The sequence below is a fragment of the Amycolatopsis coloradensis genome (genome assembly GCF_001953865.1).
Classification (GTDB): Bacteria; Actinomycetota; Actinomycetes; order Mycobacteriales; family Pseudonocardiaceae; genus Amycolatopsis; species Amycolatopsis coloradensis.
In genome coordinates, this window is the sequence record NZ_MQUQ01000008.1 from 100,710 (window position 1) to 113,485 (window position 12,776).

At 67.2% G+C, this 12,776-nt stretch carries 16 protein-coding genes; 8 read left to right on the plus strand and 8 right to left on the minus strand.

Annotated elements, in window-relative coordinates; genetic code table 11:
• The first annotated feature begins 97 nt into the window (after positions 1-97).
• Both BS329_RS16435 and BS329_RS16440 read left to right on the plus strand, forming a co-directional pair.
• Positions 98-664, plus strand: coding sequence for a GNAT family N-acetyltransferase (locus BS329_RS16435; RefSeq protein ID WP_076161655.1), 567 nt, complete (start codon positions 98-100; stop codon positions 662-664).
• Positions 661-1,287 carry a LysE family translocator gene (locus BS329_RS16440; RefSeq protein ID WP_076161657.1) on the plus strand — a complete coding sequence of 209 codons (627 nt, stop codon included), beginning with the start codon at positions 661-663 and terminating at the stop codon, positions 1,285-1,287. The genes BS329_RS16435 and BS329_RS16440 overlap by 4 nt, the downstream gene beginning before the upstream one ends.
• A 23-nt stretch (positions 1,288-1,310) precedes the next feature.
• Here the strand turns inward: BS329_RS16440 and BS329_RS16445 are convergent, their stop codons facing one another.
• Positions 1,311-2,372, minus strand: coding sequence for a cobalamin-independent methionine synthase II family protein (locus BS329_RS16445; RefSeq protein WP_076161659.1), 1,062 nt, complete (start codon positions 2,370-2,372; stop codon positions 1,311-1,313).
• A gap of 257 nt (positions 2,373-2,629) precedes the next feature.
• Here BS329_RS16445 and BS329_RS16450 point away from each other — a divergent pair, with 257 nt between their 5' ends.
• The 6 genes from BS329_RS16450 to BS329_RS16470 all read left to right on the plus strand — a co-directional run bounded on the left by BS329_RS16450 (position 2,630) and on the right by BS329_RS16470 (position 6,971).
• Positions 2,630-2,896 carry a DUF3040 domain-containing protein gene (locus BS329_RS16450; protein ID WP_076161661.1) on the plus strand — a complete coding sequence of 89 codons (267 nt, stop codon included), beginning with the start codon at positions 2,630-2,632 and terminating at the stop codon, positions 2,894-2,896.
• 56 nt (positions 2,897-2,952) lie between these two features.
• Positions 2,953-3,378 carry a YciI family protein gene (locus BS329_RS16455; protein WP_076161663.1) on the plus strand — a complete coding sequence of 142 codons (426 nt, stop codon included), beginning with the start codon at positions 2,953-2,955 and terminating at the stop codon, positions 3,376-3,378.
• A 9-nt stretch (positions 3,379-3,387) separates the two neighbouring features.
• A complete protein-coding gene (locus BS329_RS16460; protein ID WP_076161665.1) occupies positions 3,388-4,440 on the plus strand; it encodes a DNA polymerase IV in 1,053 nt (350 codons plus the stop codon).
• 250 nt (positions 4,441-4,690) lie between these two features.
• Complete coding sequence (ahcY, locus tag BS329_RS16465; RefSeq protein WP_076161667.1) at positions 4,691-6,166, plus strand: adenosylhomocysteinase; 1,476 nt, start codon at positions 4,691-4,693, stop codon at positions 6,164-6,166.
• 278 nt (positions 6,167-6,444) lie between these two features.
• Positions 6,445-6,600: a DUF6131 family protein gene (locus BS329_RS43885; protein WP_167480014.1), complete on the plus strand. Its 156-nt coding sequence runs from the start codon at positions 6,445-6,447 to the stop codon at positions 6,598-6,600.
• A 149-nt stretch (positions 6,601-6,749) separates the two neighbouring features.
• Positions 6,750-6,971, plus strand: coding sequence for a DUF2795 domain-containing protein (locus BS329_RS16470; RefSeq protein ID WP_076161669.1), 222 nt, complete (start codon positions 6,750-6,752; stop codon positions 6,969-6,971).
• Positions 6,972-7,128: 157 nt separating this feature from the next.
• Here the strand turns inward: BS329_RS16470 and BS329_RS16475 are convergent, their stop codons facing one another.
• From BS329_RS16475 to BS329_RS16505, 7 genes are all read right to left on the minus strand, one after another.
• Entirely contained in the window at positions 7,129-7,341 is a 213-nt protein-coding gene (locus tag BS329_RS16475; RefSeq protein WP_084749828.1) for a hypothetical protein, read from the minus strand.
• Positions 7,342-7,489: 148 nt separating this feature from the next.
• Positions 7,490-8,344 carry a non-homologous end joining protein Ku gene (ku, locus tag BS329_RS16480; protein ID WP_076161673.1) on the minus strand — a complete coding sequence of 285 codons (855 nt, stop codon included), beginning with the start codon at positions 8,342-8,344 and terminating at the stop codon, positions 7,490-7,492.
• Positions 8,345-8,462: 118 nt separating this feature from the next.
• Complete coding sequence (locus BS329_RS16485) at positions 8,463-9,728, minus strand: styrene monooxygenase/indole monooxygenase family protein (RefSeq protein WP_076161675.1); 1,266 nt, start codon at positions 9,726-9,728, stop codon at positions 8,463-8,465.
• 25 nt (positions 9,729-9,753) lie between these two features.
• Entirely contained in the window at positions 9,754-10,392 is a 639-nt protein-coding gene (locus tag BS329_RS16490; protein WP_076161877.1) for a GTP-binding protein, read from the minus strand.
• A 125-nt stretch (positions 10,393-10,517) separates the two neighbouring features.
• Positions 10,518-10,901, minus strand: a complete 384-nt coding sequence (locus BS329_RS16495; RefSeq protein ID WP_076161677.1) for a DUF742 domain-containing protein — start codon at positions 10,899-10,901, stop codon at positions 10,518-10,520.
• A 19-nt stretch (positions 10,902-10,920) separates the two neighbouring features.
• Positions 10,921-11,355, minus strand: a complete 435-nt coding sequence (locus tag BS329_RS16500) for a roadblock/LC7 domain-containing protein (protein WP_005159022.1) — start codon at positions 11,353-11,355, stop codon at positions 10,921-10,923.
• On the minus strand, positions 11,352-12,572 hold the full coding sequence (locus tag BS329_RS16505) for a sensor histidine kinase (protein ID WP_076161679.1): 1,221 nt from the start codon (positions 12,570-12,572) through the stop codon (positions 11,352-11,354). Before BS329_RS16505 ends, BS329_RS16500 begins: the two co-directional genes overlap by 4 nt.
• Positions 12,573-12,776 lie beyond the last annotated feature (204 nt).

Below are 12,776 nucleotides of genomic sequence, written 5' to 3' on the forward strand. Positions count from 1 at the left end.
AGGCCGGTCGCCGAGGTCCACAGTTCACAGCCGTCGTCGGTGATCATCACTCGATTGTCCGGTAGCCCGATCGCCGTCGTTGGCTATCTTCCACGGTATGACGACGCCTCTGCCGCCGCAGCGGACGGCCACCCTCGCCGACGCGCCCGCCATCGCGGCGCTGATGCGAGCCTCGGTGCTGGAGTTGTTTCCCCGCTTCTACGACGAGCGGCAGACCGCGAGCGCGGCGGAGCACATCGCGCACCTCGACCTGCGGTTGATCGAAGACGGCACCTACTTCGTGCACGAGGCCGACGGCGAGATCGTCGCCTGCGGGGGCTGGAGCAGACGCCACAAGATGCACGCAGGCTCCGCCGAGGCGGCGGACGACGACCGTCCACTCGACCCGGCCACCGAACCCGCACGGGTGCGCGCCATGTTCGTCCGCGGTGACTGGACCCGGCGAGGGCTCGGGCGCGCGATCCTCGAGTCGTGCCGTCTCGCGGCGAAAGCCGAGGGATTCACCTCGCTGACGTTGACCGCGACCCTGCCCGGTGTCCCGCTGTACCGGTCGTTCGGCTTCACGGAAGTCGAACGGGTGACGATGACGACACCCGACGGAGTCGACGTCCCTGGCGCTGTCATGGCCCGCGGCATCGACCGGCCGGATAGCATCGAGAGATGATCTCCGGGGCCACCGCACTCTCGTTCGTCTTGATCTGCCTGCTCGGCGCGATCGCGCCCGGCCCGGACTTCCTGGTGGTGACCCGCTGCGCGATCCTCGGCGGGCGCAAGGCCGGGATCGCCGCCGGACTCGGGATCGCACTCGGCGTCTTCGTCTGGGTGGTCTCGATCGCGCTCGGCATCGCCGCGATCCTCACCGCGTCGGCGATCGCCTTCACCGTGGTGAAACTGATCGGCGCCGCGTACCTGATCTTCCTCGGCGTCAAGGCGTGGCTGGCCGTGCGCCGCGGTGACTACAGCGAACTCGTGGACAAGGCGGCGCCCGTGGTCGCGCCCCGGGCGGCGTTCCGGCACGGACTGCTCACCAACCTGCTCAACCCGAAGGTCGCGATGTTCTTCCTCGCGCTGCTCCCCCAGTTCCTCCCGCATTCGGCCACGACCGCGGAGACCCTGCAACTGGCGGTACTCGCCACCACGGTCGCCGTCGTATGGACTTTCGTCCTGTCGACGCTGGTCGGTTCGCTGCGGAGGTTCTTCAGCACCGGCCGTGTCCGGCGCGCGTTGGACGCGGTGATGGGCACCTTCCTGGTCGGGCTCGGCATCCGCGTCGCCGTCCAGAACTGACCGAAGGCGCCCATCACGCGACCTCAGTCGAGTGCTTCGGAGGCGAGGCGTGTGCCCTCGACGCGGGCGGCGATCTTGGCGAACGCGGTGTCCCGCGACGTCGAGGTGTCGTCGGCGAACGGCGAGAACCCGCAGTCATCGCAGGTGCCCAGCCGATCCGGCGAGATGAACCGCGCCGCCTGAAGCACCCTGTCCCTGACCTCTTCGGCGGTTTCGACGCGCGGGTTGATCGGGTCGGTCACACCGACGAAGATCCGCTGCTCCGGCCGGGAGTGCTCGGCGATCACCTGGAGCGCCCGCTCGGGCTCGGTCTCACTGGCCAGCTGGACGTAGACGTTGCCCACCTTCAGCTGGAACAACGTCGGCAGCAGCCCGGCGTAGTCGACGTCGAGGCTGTGCACCGAGTCCTGGTCGCCGCCGGGGCAGGTGTGCACCCCGATCTTCGCGCGCTCCTCCTCGGAGAACCGGTCCAGCACCGCGTTGTTCAAGTCCACAAAGGACTGCAACAGGCCGCCGGATGGGTCGAGCTTCAGCGACAACCTGCCTTCGGTGAAATCGATTTGGACACTGTTGGCGCCCGCGTCGAGACTGCGGCGGATATCCGCCTCGGCTTCGTTCACCAGGTCGGCGATGAACTGTTCTTTGTCATATCCGGCCACTTCTTCACCCGGATAGATGAGCCCGATCGCCGAAGCCGCGATCACCGCCTGCTTCACCGGTTTGGTGGCGTGCTTTTTCGCCTCAATGAGATAAGAGTCGGCGTAGGTCTGATAGCGGAACGGGCCGGCGGTGAGCCTCGGAAGCTGCCGGGTGTGCCCGTCGGCGAAGGGGATGACCACGCCGTCCGGCGCCAGCGAAGTGAGGCCCGCCAAGGGGTACGTGGCGAAGCTCGGCTTGCCTTGTTCGCCATCGGTGATGACCGGGGAACCGGTCTCCTCCATGCGTTTGATGGTGTCCACGAGGGCCTTCTCCCGCAACTCGCCGAGACCGTCGGCGTCGAGCCGCCCGGAAGCGTGCTCGCCGAGCGCCTCGACGAGATAGCCCGGACGGGGAATGCTGCCGATCGGTTCGGTGGGTATGGTCATCGCTCGTATCCTCCCAGGTGGAGCAACCGCGGCCACCCTGGCCACAATCGGAGAAACTACCGACCTCCGCACCTCTTTGACGATCTTTCATCGTGCCGAAACCACTAATGGCGCAACCATTCGGCCTACCCAGGATGATCCGTTCGCCAAGCCGTATAGGTCATTATACGAAATTGGGCGAAACTCGACGCTTATCCGGCCCTGGTCCTGGGTATTCCCCCGATGTCGACGGGCGGAGCGCGCCGAGGGAGAAACCGATGCTGAGCCATCATGATCGGCAGGAGCTGGAGAAGATCGAGCGCTGGTTCGAGCTGACCGAGCCGGCGCTCGCCGCACAGCTCCGCTCCGGCAGGCCCGCACGGACTCCCCTGCTCCGGCTGACGGTCGTCCTGAGCCTCGACTTCACCGCGGGTCTGCTGATGCTCTTGGGCATGGTGACGAACAGCCCGGCCCTGCTGCTGCTCGGGCTGATCACCGTCACGTCGGCCGTGATCGTGCACCTGTCCCGGTTCGGTCGCGGCTGATCGTCTTCCCGCCGGTAGAGTCCGGGCGAAACGTCCGGTTCACGGGGAGGAAGACCATGCGGTTCATGATCATCATCAAGGCGGACGAGGATTCCGAAGCCGGGAAACTGCCGCCGATGGAAGCCTTGACCGCCATGGCGAAGTTCAACCAAGACATGCTCGACGCCGGGGTCCTGGTCGGCGGCGAAGGTCTGCAGGAAAGCTCGAAGGGTGCGCGGGTCACGGTCAATGCCGCCGGGTCGACGGTCACCGACGGTCCCTTCACCGAAGCCAAGGAACTCGTCGGCGGCTTCTGGATCGTCGACGTCCCGTCGCGCGCCGACGCGATCGAGTGGGCGAAGCGCTGTCCCACTCCTCCGCACGGCGACACCATCCTCGAGGTCCGCAAGATCCTCGAAGCCGAAGACTTCGGTGAGAACTTCACGCCGGAGCTTCAGGAGAACGAGCAGCGCATGCGCGACGAGGTCGCGGACCGGGCTTAAGCTCGGTTCATGGCCGTCCGGGAGTGGGTGCTCCACGTCGACCTCGACCAGTTCATCGCGGCGGTCGAGGTCGCCCGGCGGCCTGAACTGCGCGGCCAGCCCGTGGTCGTCGGCGGCACGGGCGATCCGGCCGAACGGGCCGTGGTGGCGACGGCGTCGTACGAGGCGAGACAGTTCGGCATCCGGTCAGGGATGCCCTTGCGAACCGCCGCGAAACGGTGCCCCGAAGCGATCTTCCTGGCCACGGACGCGCCCGCGTACCAGGAAGTATCCGATCGGGTGATGGCGACGCTGCGGGAGTCACCCGTCGTCGTCGAAGTACTCGGCTGGGACGAAGCGTTCCTCGGCGCCACCACCGACGATCCCGAAGCGCTCGCCGCCGACATCCGGCGAGTGGTGGCCGAGGAGACCGGGCTGTCCTGCTCGGTCGGGATCGGGGACAACAAACTGCGCGCCAAACTCGCCACCGGATTCGCCAAACCGGCCGGGATCTTCCGTCTCGTCCAAGAGAACTGGTGGGACGTCATGGCCGAGAAGCCGACGGACGCGCTTTGGGGCATCGGCGCCAAGACCACGAAGAAGCTCGCCGAAGCCGGCTATCGCACCGTGCTGGAACTGGCGGGCGCCGACCCGGCGGATCTCGCCGCGCGGTTCGGCCCGAAACTCGGCCCGTGGTATCGGATCGTCGCCGGGGGAATCGGTGACGCCGAGGTCACCGCGACGCCATACGTCGCGCGATCCCGCAGCCGGGAGACGACGTTCCAGCGGAACCTGACCGACCCTGAAGCCATGGCCGCCGAGGTCGTCGCGCTGGCGAAGCGCGTTTCCCAGGACGTCGACGAAGAAGGCAGGCCCGCCGCGCGGGTCGCGGTCAAGGTCCGGTTCGCACCGTTCCTGACCCACACCCACAGCGTGACCCTGGCCGCACCGACCGCCGACCCGGACGAGCTCGAGAAGGCGGCGCTGGCCGTGCTCGGCATGTTCGACCTCGGCAGACCGGTCCGTCTTCTGGGTGTCCGCGCCGAATTCTCCTCGACGGCGGCGGGATCCGCGTCGCCTTGACAGCCCTCGCGGCGCTTTGCCATCCTGGTCGCGGGCCGAGAGGCGCTGCGACGGAATTCTTCCGCCACGCTCGGCCCATCGGACAGACGTAAGGGCGCCTCCCACCGCGGAGGTGCCTTTCTTGCGTCAGAACCCTTTTCCGCCCTTCTTGGTCGAGGCCGAGCGCTGAACCCCAGCACTTGATCCCCGTTCTTCCCGCCACCGGCGCGAAGGACCGCTCCACCTTGCCTTCCTCTCGATTGGAGAACCTGTGAGCCCCACCCTGTCCAAGGTCAACGGGATCGAATTCGCCGTCGCCGACCTTTCCCTCGCCGAGGCCGGCCGCAAACAGTTGCGCCTCGCCGAGGTCGAGATGCCCGGCTTGATGGCGCTGCGCCGTGAATACGCCGACTCCCAGCCGCTGAAGGGCGCGCGGGTCGCGGGATCGCTGCACATGACCGTCCAGACCGCCGTGCTGATCGAGACGCTCGTCGCGCTCGGCGCCGAGGTGCGGTGGGTGTCCTGCAACATCTTCTCGACGCAGGACGAGGCGGCCGCCGCCGTCGTCGTCGGCCCGAACGGCACCGTCGAGCGGCCTTCGGGCTCCGCGGTGTTCGCGTGGAAGGGCGAGACGCTCGCCGAGTACTGGTGGTGCACCGACCAGCTCTTCGACTTCGGTGACGGCCGTCTCCCGAACATGGTCCTCGACGACGGTGGCGACGCGACCCTGCTGATCCACAAGGGAGTCGAGTTCGAGGCCGCCGGTGCCGTCCCGCAGGCGACCGAAGAGGACCCCGAGGAGTACACCCTCGTGCTCCGCACGCTGACCGACAGCATCGCGCGCGACGCCGGCCGGTTCACCCGTATCGCCAAGGAGGTCCGCGGGGTCACCGAGGAGACCACCAACGGCGTCAAGCGGCTCTACAAGCTCGCCAAGGACGGCGAACTGCTGTTCCCGGCGATGAACGTGAACGACTCGGTGACGAAGTCGAAGTTCGACAACAAGTACGGCATTCGTCACTCGCTCATCGACGGTCTCAACCGCGGCACCGACGTGATGATCGCGGGCAAGGTCGCCGTCATCTGCGGCTACGGCGACGTCGGCAAGGGCGCGGTGGAATCGCTGCGCGGCCAGGGTGCCCGCGTGGTCGTCACCGAGATCGACCCGATCTGCGCGCTCCAGGCGGCGATGGAGGGCCTCGACGTCGTGGAACTCGACGACGTCGTCGAGCGCGGTGACATCTTCATCACCACCACCGGCAACTTCGACATCATCATGGCCGACCAGATGGCCAAGATGAAGCACAACGCGATCGTCGCGAACGTCGGCCACTTCGACAACGAGATCGACATGGCCGGGCTCGCGAAGATCCCGGGCATCGAGAAGATCGAGATCAAGCCGCAGGTGCACGAGTGGGTCTTCCCCGCGACGGCCGACCGCGAGCAGCACTCCATCCTCGTGCTGTCCGAAGGCAGGCTGATGAACCTCGGGAACGCCACGGGCCACCCGAGCTTTGTGATGTCGAACTCCTTCACCAATCAGACGATCGCGCAGATCGAGCTGTTCACGAAGCAGGGCCAGTACGCCACCGACGTCCACGTGCTGCCGAAGCACCTCGACGAGAAGGTGGCGCGCCTGCACCTCGACGCGCTGGGCGTCCGGCTGACGAAGCTGACCAAGCGCCAGGCCGAGTACATCGGCGTGGACGTCGAGGGTCCGTACAAACTGGACCACTACCGGTACTGAGTGCGGGCCGCCCTCGTGAATGGCGAGGGCGGTTCCACACGCCGAGGGACTTGACGGTTCAGCGGTGGCGGCCGTTACGCGTGACTGAGTGGACGACACGGGTGCTCCGATGGACACCAAGCGTGATTGGACGGACGACACACCGCTCCACGTTAGGCCGAATGCGTGAAAACTACCGCCGGATGCCATGTTTTCTTTCGGGTGAATCGGGAACTCCTTCACTAGCCCCATCCCGGCGGCTCCATTCGCCGGGCGACTACGAAGGAGAAGGTGCCCCCGTGATCATTCTCGGCGTCATCCTGATTGTCATCGGTGTCATCGCCAGCATCCCCGTTCTGTACTCGATCGGGATCGCGCTCGCGGTCATCGGCATCATCCTGGCCGTTCTCGGCAACACCGGGAAGGCCATTGGCGGTCGCGCCCACTGGTTCTGAGCAACTCCGGACCTTCTGGTACCGAGCCCCCGGTATCAGCCATGAAATGACCGAGCACCCGGCGTTCCCCTCACGCCGGGTGCTCGGTCCGTTTCCACCCTTGGTCCGCTGGGTAACCGGTGCGGACGAGAGAAAAGGAGGGAAAGCCGATGGCTGGACCGGATCCTCGCCCGTACTTGGCGGAAGCGAACTATCCGTGCGGACGCGACGAACTCCTCCGTGCCGCGGCGGCGGCGGGAGCGGGTGACGACGTCCTCGGTCCTCTGGGGACACTTCCCGCGAGTGACTACGCGAATGGAGAGGGGGTCTGGGACGCGGTGCGCGCCTGCGACGGCCCCTCGATCCACGACACCGCGAAGGAAACTTCGTGACATGAAGGGGCCCCCCGGCTCCGAGGGGGAGGGAGAGCCGGAGGACCCCGTCATAGTTAACACATGTCCGGCGACGATGTACACGAATGCATACACCTTCGGGTGGCAATCGCTTTCGATCACCCGGATCGGGCCGGACTGGTGTATTGGCCGCCGGTCAAGAAGCCCGCAGCAGCTCCCGGACCTCCACCTCCGCACACGAGCAGCCGCCGTCGACGTCGAAGCAGTCGATCGTCAGCGTGTGCCGGGCGAAGTCGAGATCGACGCAGCCATCCTCGCTGCATTCGGTGAAACCACCCTCGAGGTGGACCACCAGGCTTCCGTGGCAGTGGTCGAGTCCGCCGGCGCAGAACGCGCACTCCATGCTCATACCGCCTCCCGCGATCAGATCGAAGATCGCTCCGGAAAAGTTGTCCTCGATTGCCTTACTACCACCGAGGGACGACAGATCCTGGCATACGGACGGCGTGTCGCCGGACCCGGCGGAGTGACGCCGGGCACAAGTCCACAAGGGATGATCAAGCGCTCTTGGGGGTTCGCTTGCCGGAAGCGGGTTTCTTGGCCGCGGTGGCCTTCTTGGCCGTCGACGGCTTGCGGCTCTTCTTCGCCTCGCTGACGCTGGCCTGCAAGGCTTCCATGAGATCGACCACGTCGGCTTTCGCGCCCACGGCCTTCGGTTTCGTCGTCTCATTCCCCGCGGCCTTGGCCTCGATCATGGCTTCCAGCGCTTCGCGGTAGGAGTCGGTGTATTTCTCGTGCTCGAACACCGGCTCCGAGAGCGAGTCGATCAGCGAACCCGCCATCGTCAGTTCCTGCGGCCGCACCTGCGGCGGATCGTCGTGCAGGAAGCCGAAGTCCGGGACGCGGACCTCGTCGGGCCACAGCATCGTCGTCATCATCAGGACGTCGCTGTGCACCCGCAGGATCGCGAGCGTCTCCCGCTGCCGGATGGCGACCTTCGCGATCGCCACGTGGCTCGCCTTCTGCAGCGCGTCACGCAAGACCACGTACGGCTTGACGGCGTTCTTCTGCGGTTCGAGGTAGTAGGTCTTGTCGAAGTGGATCGGGTCGATGGACTCCAGCGGCACGAACTCGAGGACGTCGATCGCCCGTGACGAGGCCAGCGGCAGTTCGGACATGTCCTCGTCGGTGAGCACGACCATCTCGCCGTCGGGCAGTTCGTAGCCTTTGGCGATCTCGGCGTAGGGCACTTCCTCGCCGTCGATCGTGCAGAACCGCTTGTACTGGATCCGGCCACCGTCGGTCTCGTGCACCTGGCGCAGCGAGACGTTCTTGTTCTCGGTGGCCGCATAGAGCTGGATCGGGATGCTCACCAGCCCGAAGGACACCGAGCCCTTCCACATCGAACGCATCGCGCCGCACCTCCACCGCCGTCACCGACCGTACTCACGCTCGGTAACAACGGTAGCCCGAAACGGCGCACCGCGACAGTCCTGGGAACCCGATCGCGGGACCCTCACGGCCCGGGAATCACGCTTCGGCCAGGAACTTCTCCGCCTTCGCGGGGTCGAAGAACCAGTGCTGGAAATCGGTCGGATCGGAGAAACCGTTCGCGAACCGCTTCGCCACGGCGGGCTTCTCCCCCGCCGCGCCGATGATCTGGAGCACGTGTGGGGGCGGCGGTCGCAGCATCGCGTTGGTCCAGGTCGTCACGTGCTGGGCGTACTCCCAGTACTTGTCGAACGCCGCCGTCATCCACGCCTCGTCGAACGGCTTGTCCCCGCGGTCGAGGATGGAGTCCAGATAGGACGCCGCGCAGTGGCTCGCGTTGTTGGAGCCCTGGCCGGTGATCGGGTCGTTGGCGACGACGACGTCGGCCATGCCCAGCACCACGGTGCCCGAAGGCAGTTTGCCGACCGCGTTCCGCACGACCGGGGTGTATCCGCCGGCGAGCGTCGCCTTCTCGTCGGTCAGCACGACGTTGCGCGAGCGCTCGTACTCCCACGGGAGGAACTGCTTCATCAGCGAGAGGATCCGGTCGAGATGCGCCTGCGGCGACGGCCGGTCGCCCCAGCAGTCCAGCGGCCCGCCGGGGACGCCTTCGAAGAAGAGGATGTCGCAGTTCCCGCTCAGCGTGTACGCGGGGATCATGAACAGCTCCCCGACACCGGGGATGATGTTGAACCGCACCGCCGCCTTGTCCGGGTGCTCCGGCCGCGGCTCCATGCCGTGCACGTAGGCGAGCGAAAGCGCCCGCTGCGGCTCGGTGTAGGGCGAGAGCTCGGGGATGCGGTCGAACAACTGCACCAGCTCGCCCTTGCCTGCCGCGATGACCACGAGGTCGTAGAGCTTCGCCAGCGGCGCGAGGTCCGAAGTGGTCACCCCGTGGATGACGACCTTGCCGCCGCGCTCCTCGACCAGTTCGAGCCAGCTCGCCATCTTCACCCGCTGGTCCACCGACTGCGCGAAATGCTCCAGCGGCCCGAACCAGTCCAGCACCCGGCTCCAGCCCGAGGCACGCTCTACCGCCGAGGGCTCATCGGCGCCGTCCGGTCCGGCGATCGACACCCCGAGCCCCTCGACCCGGACCGTCTCGTCCTCCCACAGGTTCAGCTCGTGGTCCCGCTCGTGTTGCAGGGCGGAGTGGAACATGCACTGGGTCGACATCACCTTGCCGGACCGGATCTCGTCCGGCGTCCGCGCCGACATCACCGTGACGTCGTAGTCGTGACCAAGCAGGCTCAGTGCCAGCTGGAGCCCCGACTGCCCGGCACCGACGATCAGAACCTTGCGCATCCTCGACATTCCTCCCAGAGACCCGTCAGCTGAGTGCGAACTCGCGGCCGGGCCCGGAGACCACCGCGAGGGACAACGTGTGCGTCACCAGTTCCCGCAAGGTCGCGACCGCCGACTTCGGGTCACGCGCGTCGCAGGTGACCAGCGGGATGTCCGGGGACAGCGCCAGCGCGTCGCGGACCTCGTCGAGGTCGTGCACCGGCATCCCCTCGAACTGGTTGACCGCGACGATGAACGGCAGCTCGGAGTCGTTCTCGAAGTAGTTGATGGCCGCGAACGACTGGTCGATCCTGCTGGTGTCGACCAGGACGACGGCGCCGAGCGCCCCGCGCGACAGGTCGTCCCAGAGAAACCAGAACCGGGCCTGGCCGGGGGTGCCGAACAGGTACAGGAGCAGGTCTTCACGCAGGGTGATCCGGCCGAAGTCCATCGCGACCGTGGTGGTGGACTTGGTTCCCGGGGGCACCAGCTCGTCGACACCGGCGCCGGCCTCGGTCATCCAGGCCTCGTTGCTCAGTGGCGGGACCTCGGAGACGGAGCCGACGAACGTCGTCTTGCCGACGCCGAATCCACCGGCGACCACGATCTTGGCGGAGATGGCGAGAAGATCTGTGTTTGCTTCGGAACCCGCGACCGCATTCGTGTCGCCAGGGCGCTCTTTCACGACCTCACTCACGCCCTTCTTGGATGGCGCCCTGACACCCCGAAAACGGGGCCTGCCGGCCGGGGCGGGATCGAACTGGGTACTTATGCGGCCAACGACCCGAAGGCTCCGCCGCACCGCCGGTGTCAGACCGGGAGGCGCTTGAGTCCATCGAGGATCCTCTCGAGCACGTTCGTGTCGTGGTTGTAGGCGTGGGCCGTCGGGTGCACGAAGACGGCGCCCTGGGTGGCGAGGTCGCCGATGAGCACGCGGACCACACCCAGCGGCAGGTCGAGCCCCACCGACAGTTCGGCGATCGACGAGCGCTCACGGGCGCGCTCGTACAGCGAACGCGATTCGGGCATCAACGCCTCGGCCAGCGCCGGGTCGTAGCGCGGAACCGAGATCAGGGTCTCCACCAGCAACAGGTGGCTGCTCTTGGTGCGGCCGCCGGTCAGCGCGTACGGCCGGATTCTGCGGCTGCGCATCTTGACCGGCCGGTCCGGAGCTTGGTCGCTGGACACGGTCATCCCTTCCTTCTCCGGATTCTCAGGCCTGCGGCCGTCGGGCGGTCAGGACCTGCCGGAGTCCCGCTCGCACCTCGGGGGTGAGGGCGTGACCGGCGTTCGTGATGAATTGGGTCATCTCGTAGGCGACGACCTTCATGTCGCAGTCGGGCTCGGTCAGCACGGCGAGCCCGGCCTCGGCGCCGATCCCCATGAACAGGAAGTACCCGCGGGTGAGCCGGATGATGATCTGTTCGCAGTTGCCCTTGCCGAACAACGCGGCGCTGTTGCCCGCGAGGCTGAGCAGACCGCTCGCGATGGCGGCGAGCTGCTCCGCGTCGTCGCTGGACACCGATTCCGAAGCGGTCAAAGGGAAACCGTCGACGGACATGATCAGCGCGTGGCTGGCGCCGTGCACCTTGCGCACGAAATCGTCGAGCAACCACGTGAAATCCGTGGTCGCGTCCTGGGCGGTCACTGGGTGTTTCCTCCGGTCTCACGCTCGTGCCGGTCGTCGAGAGCGGCGCGCTCACCGTCGCTGAAGGCACCGAGGTCGGCCAGCAGCGCCTCGTGCCCGTCCGCCGCGTCGGCGGGCGAGGTGGTCGGCGGGGCCGGTTCGTCGGGCAAAGTCCTGATACTGCGGGAAACCCGGCGCGGCAGGCCGCTGGGCGTGGTACCGCCGTCGGCGGGTGGCGGGACGGCCGTGCGCGGCCGCGGGCTGGGTTTCCGTTCCGGTTCCGGCGGCGCGGCGGGGCGGCGCCTCGGCAGCCCGGAGGGTGTCGCGACGGGGCTGCCCGCGGGCGCGCCATTGGTGATCCTCGTCTGCGGCAGCACCACGGTCTGGCTGCCGGACCACTGTTTCTCGGCCAGTTCCGAGACCACCGGCACCGGCAGCAGCACGGTGGCGACCGTGCCGTGCGGGGTACGACGGTCGAGTTTGACGGTGATCTCGTGCCGGTCGGCGAGCCTGCCGACGACGGCGAGTCCCATATGCCGCACCGAATCGTCGTCGAGCACGGGACCGGCGGCGAGGCGCTCGTTCAGCACCGCGAGGCGTTCCGGCGGCATGCCGATGCCCTCGTCCTCGATCCGGATCAGCACACTCCCCTGCTCGGTGAGGTGCGCGCTGACACTGACCGGAGAACTCGGCGACGACTGGTTCGCCGCGTTGTCGAACAGTTCCGCGAGGATCCGGCTGACGTCCTCGGCGGCGAACCCGACGACGCCGAGCGAAACGACCCGGCCGATCGTGATCCGCGAGTAGTGGTCGATCGACGACATCGCGGCCCGCATCACGTCGAGCACGGACGAGATCCCGGCGGAGGTGTCGTCGGCGTCGCGGCCGGCGAGCACACGCAGGTTCTCGGCGTTGCGCCGCAAGCGGGTCGCGAGGTGGTCGAGCCGGTAGAGCTCGGCAAGGCGGTCGGAGTTCTCCTCCCCCGCCTCCATCGTCTCCAGCTGCGCGAGCAGCTGGTCGAGCAGATTGAGGTCGCGCAGCGCGACATTGGAACAGACACCGGCGAGCGCGCCGGCGTCCGGAGCTTCCACGGCAGGCCGCTGTTCCACCGCCGGTTCGGCGGGCGGAGCCGACGGAGCGTGCCGGGGCGGGGCGGCGAGGAACTGCGCCGCGGCGACCCTGGAACGGTCCAGAAGAACCCGTGAGCGGTCAAGCAAGCCTCGAGCCCGCGTCACCATGTGCTTCCACTTCTTTCTCTTCGCATACCCGGACCCGTGTCGCACTCCCCAGCACAACGACGGCCATGCAAGCAGAAGTCACTATCCGTGTCCACAGTCGGTTCCCGTTCAACCGCTGGCAGTGACGTGGTCACGAAGGCGTTGCGGCTGGTGAGCGGTGCGCGCTAGGCCATTCGGCTCATCTTGAGTGTTCCGCGACACGGG

Coding starts and splice junctions, on each gene's coding strand:
- BS329_RS16435 (WP_076161655.1), top strand. CDS start 98: ATGACGACGCCTCTGCCGCCGCAGCGGACGGCCACCCTCGCCGACGCG.
- BS329_RS16440 (WP_076161657.1), top strand. CDS start 661: ATGATCTCCGGGGCCACCGCACTCTCGTTCGTCTTGATCTGCCTGCTC.
- BS329_RS16445 (WP_076161659.1), bottom strand. CDS start 2,372: ATGACCATACCCACCGAACCGATCGGCAGCATTCCCCGTCCGGGCTAT.
- BS329_RS16450 (WP_076161661.1), top strand. CDS start 2,630: ATGCTGAGCCATCATGATCGGCAGGAGCTGGAGAAGATCGAGCGCTGG.
- BS329_RS16455 (WP_076161663.1), top strand. CDS start 2,953: ATGCGGTTCATGATCATCATCAAGGCGGACGAGGATTCCGAAGCCGGG.
- BS329_RS16460 (WP_076161665.1), top strand. CDS start 3,388: ATGGCCGTCCGGGAGTGGGTGCTCCACGTCGACCTCGACCAGTTCATC.
- BS329_RS16470 (WP_076161669.1), top strand. CDS start 6,750: ATGGCTGGACCGGATCCTCGCCCGTACTTGGCGGAAGCGAACTATCCG.
- BS329_RS16475 (WP_084749828.1), bottom strand. CDS start 7,341: ATGAGCATGGAGTGCGCGTTCTGCGCCGGCGGACTCGACCACTGCCAC.
- ku (WP_076161673.1), bottom strand. CDS start 8,344: ATGCGTTCGATGTGGAAGGGCTCGGTGTCCTTCGGGCTGGTGAGCATC.
- BS329_RS16485 (WP_076161675.1), bottom strand. CDS start 9,728: ATGCGCAAGGTTCTGATCGTCGGTGCCGGGCAGTCGGGGCTCCAGCTG.
- BS329_RS16495 (WP_076161677.1), bottom strand. CDS start 10,901: ATGACCGTGTCCAGCGACCAAGCTCCGGACCGGCCGGTCAAGATGCGC.
- BS329_RS16505 (WP_076161679.1), bottom strand. CDS start 12,572: ATGGTGACGCGGGCTCGAGGCTTGCTTGACCGCTCACGGGTTCTTCTG.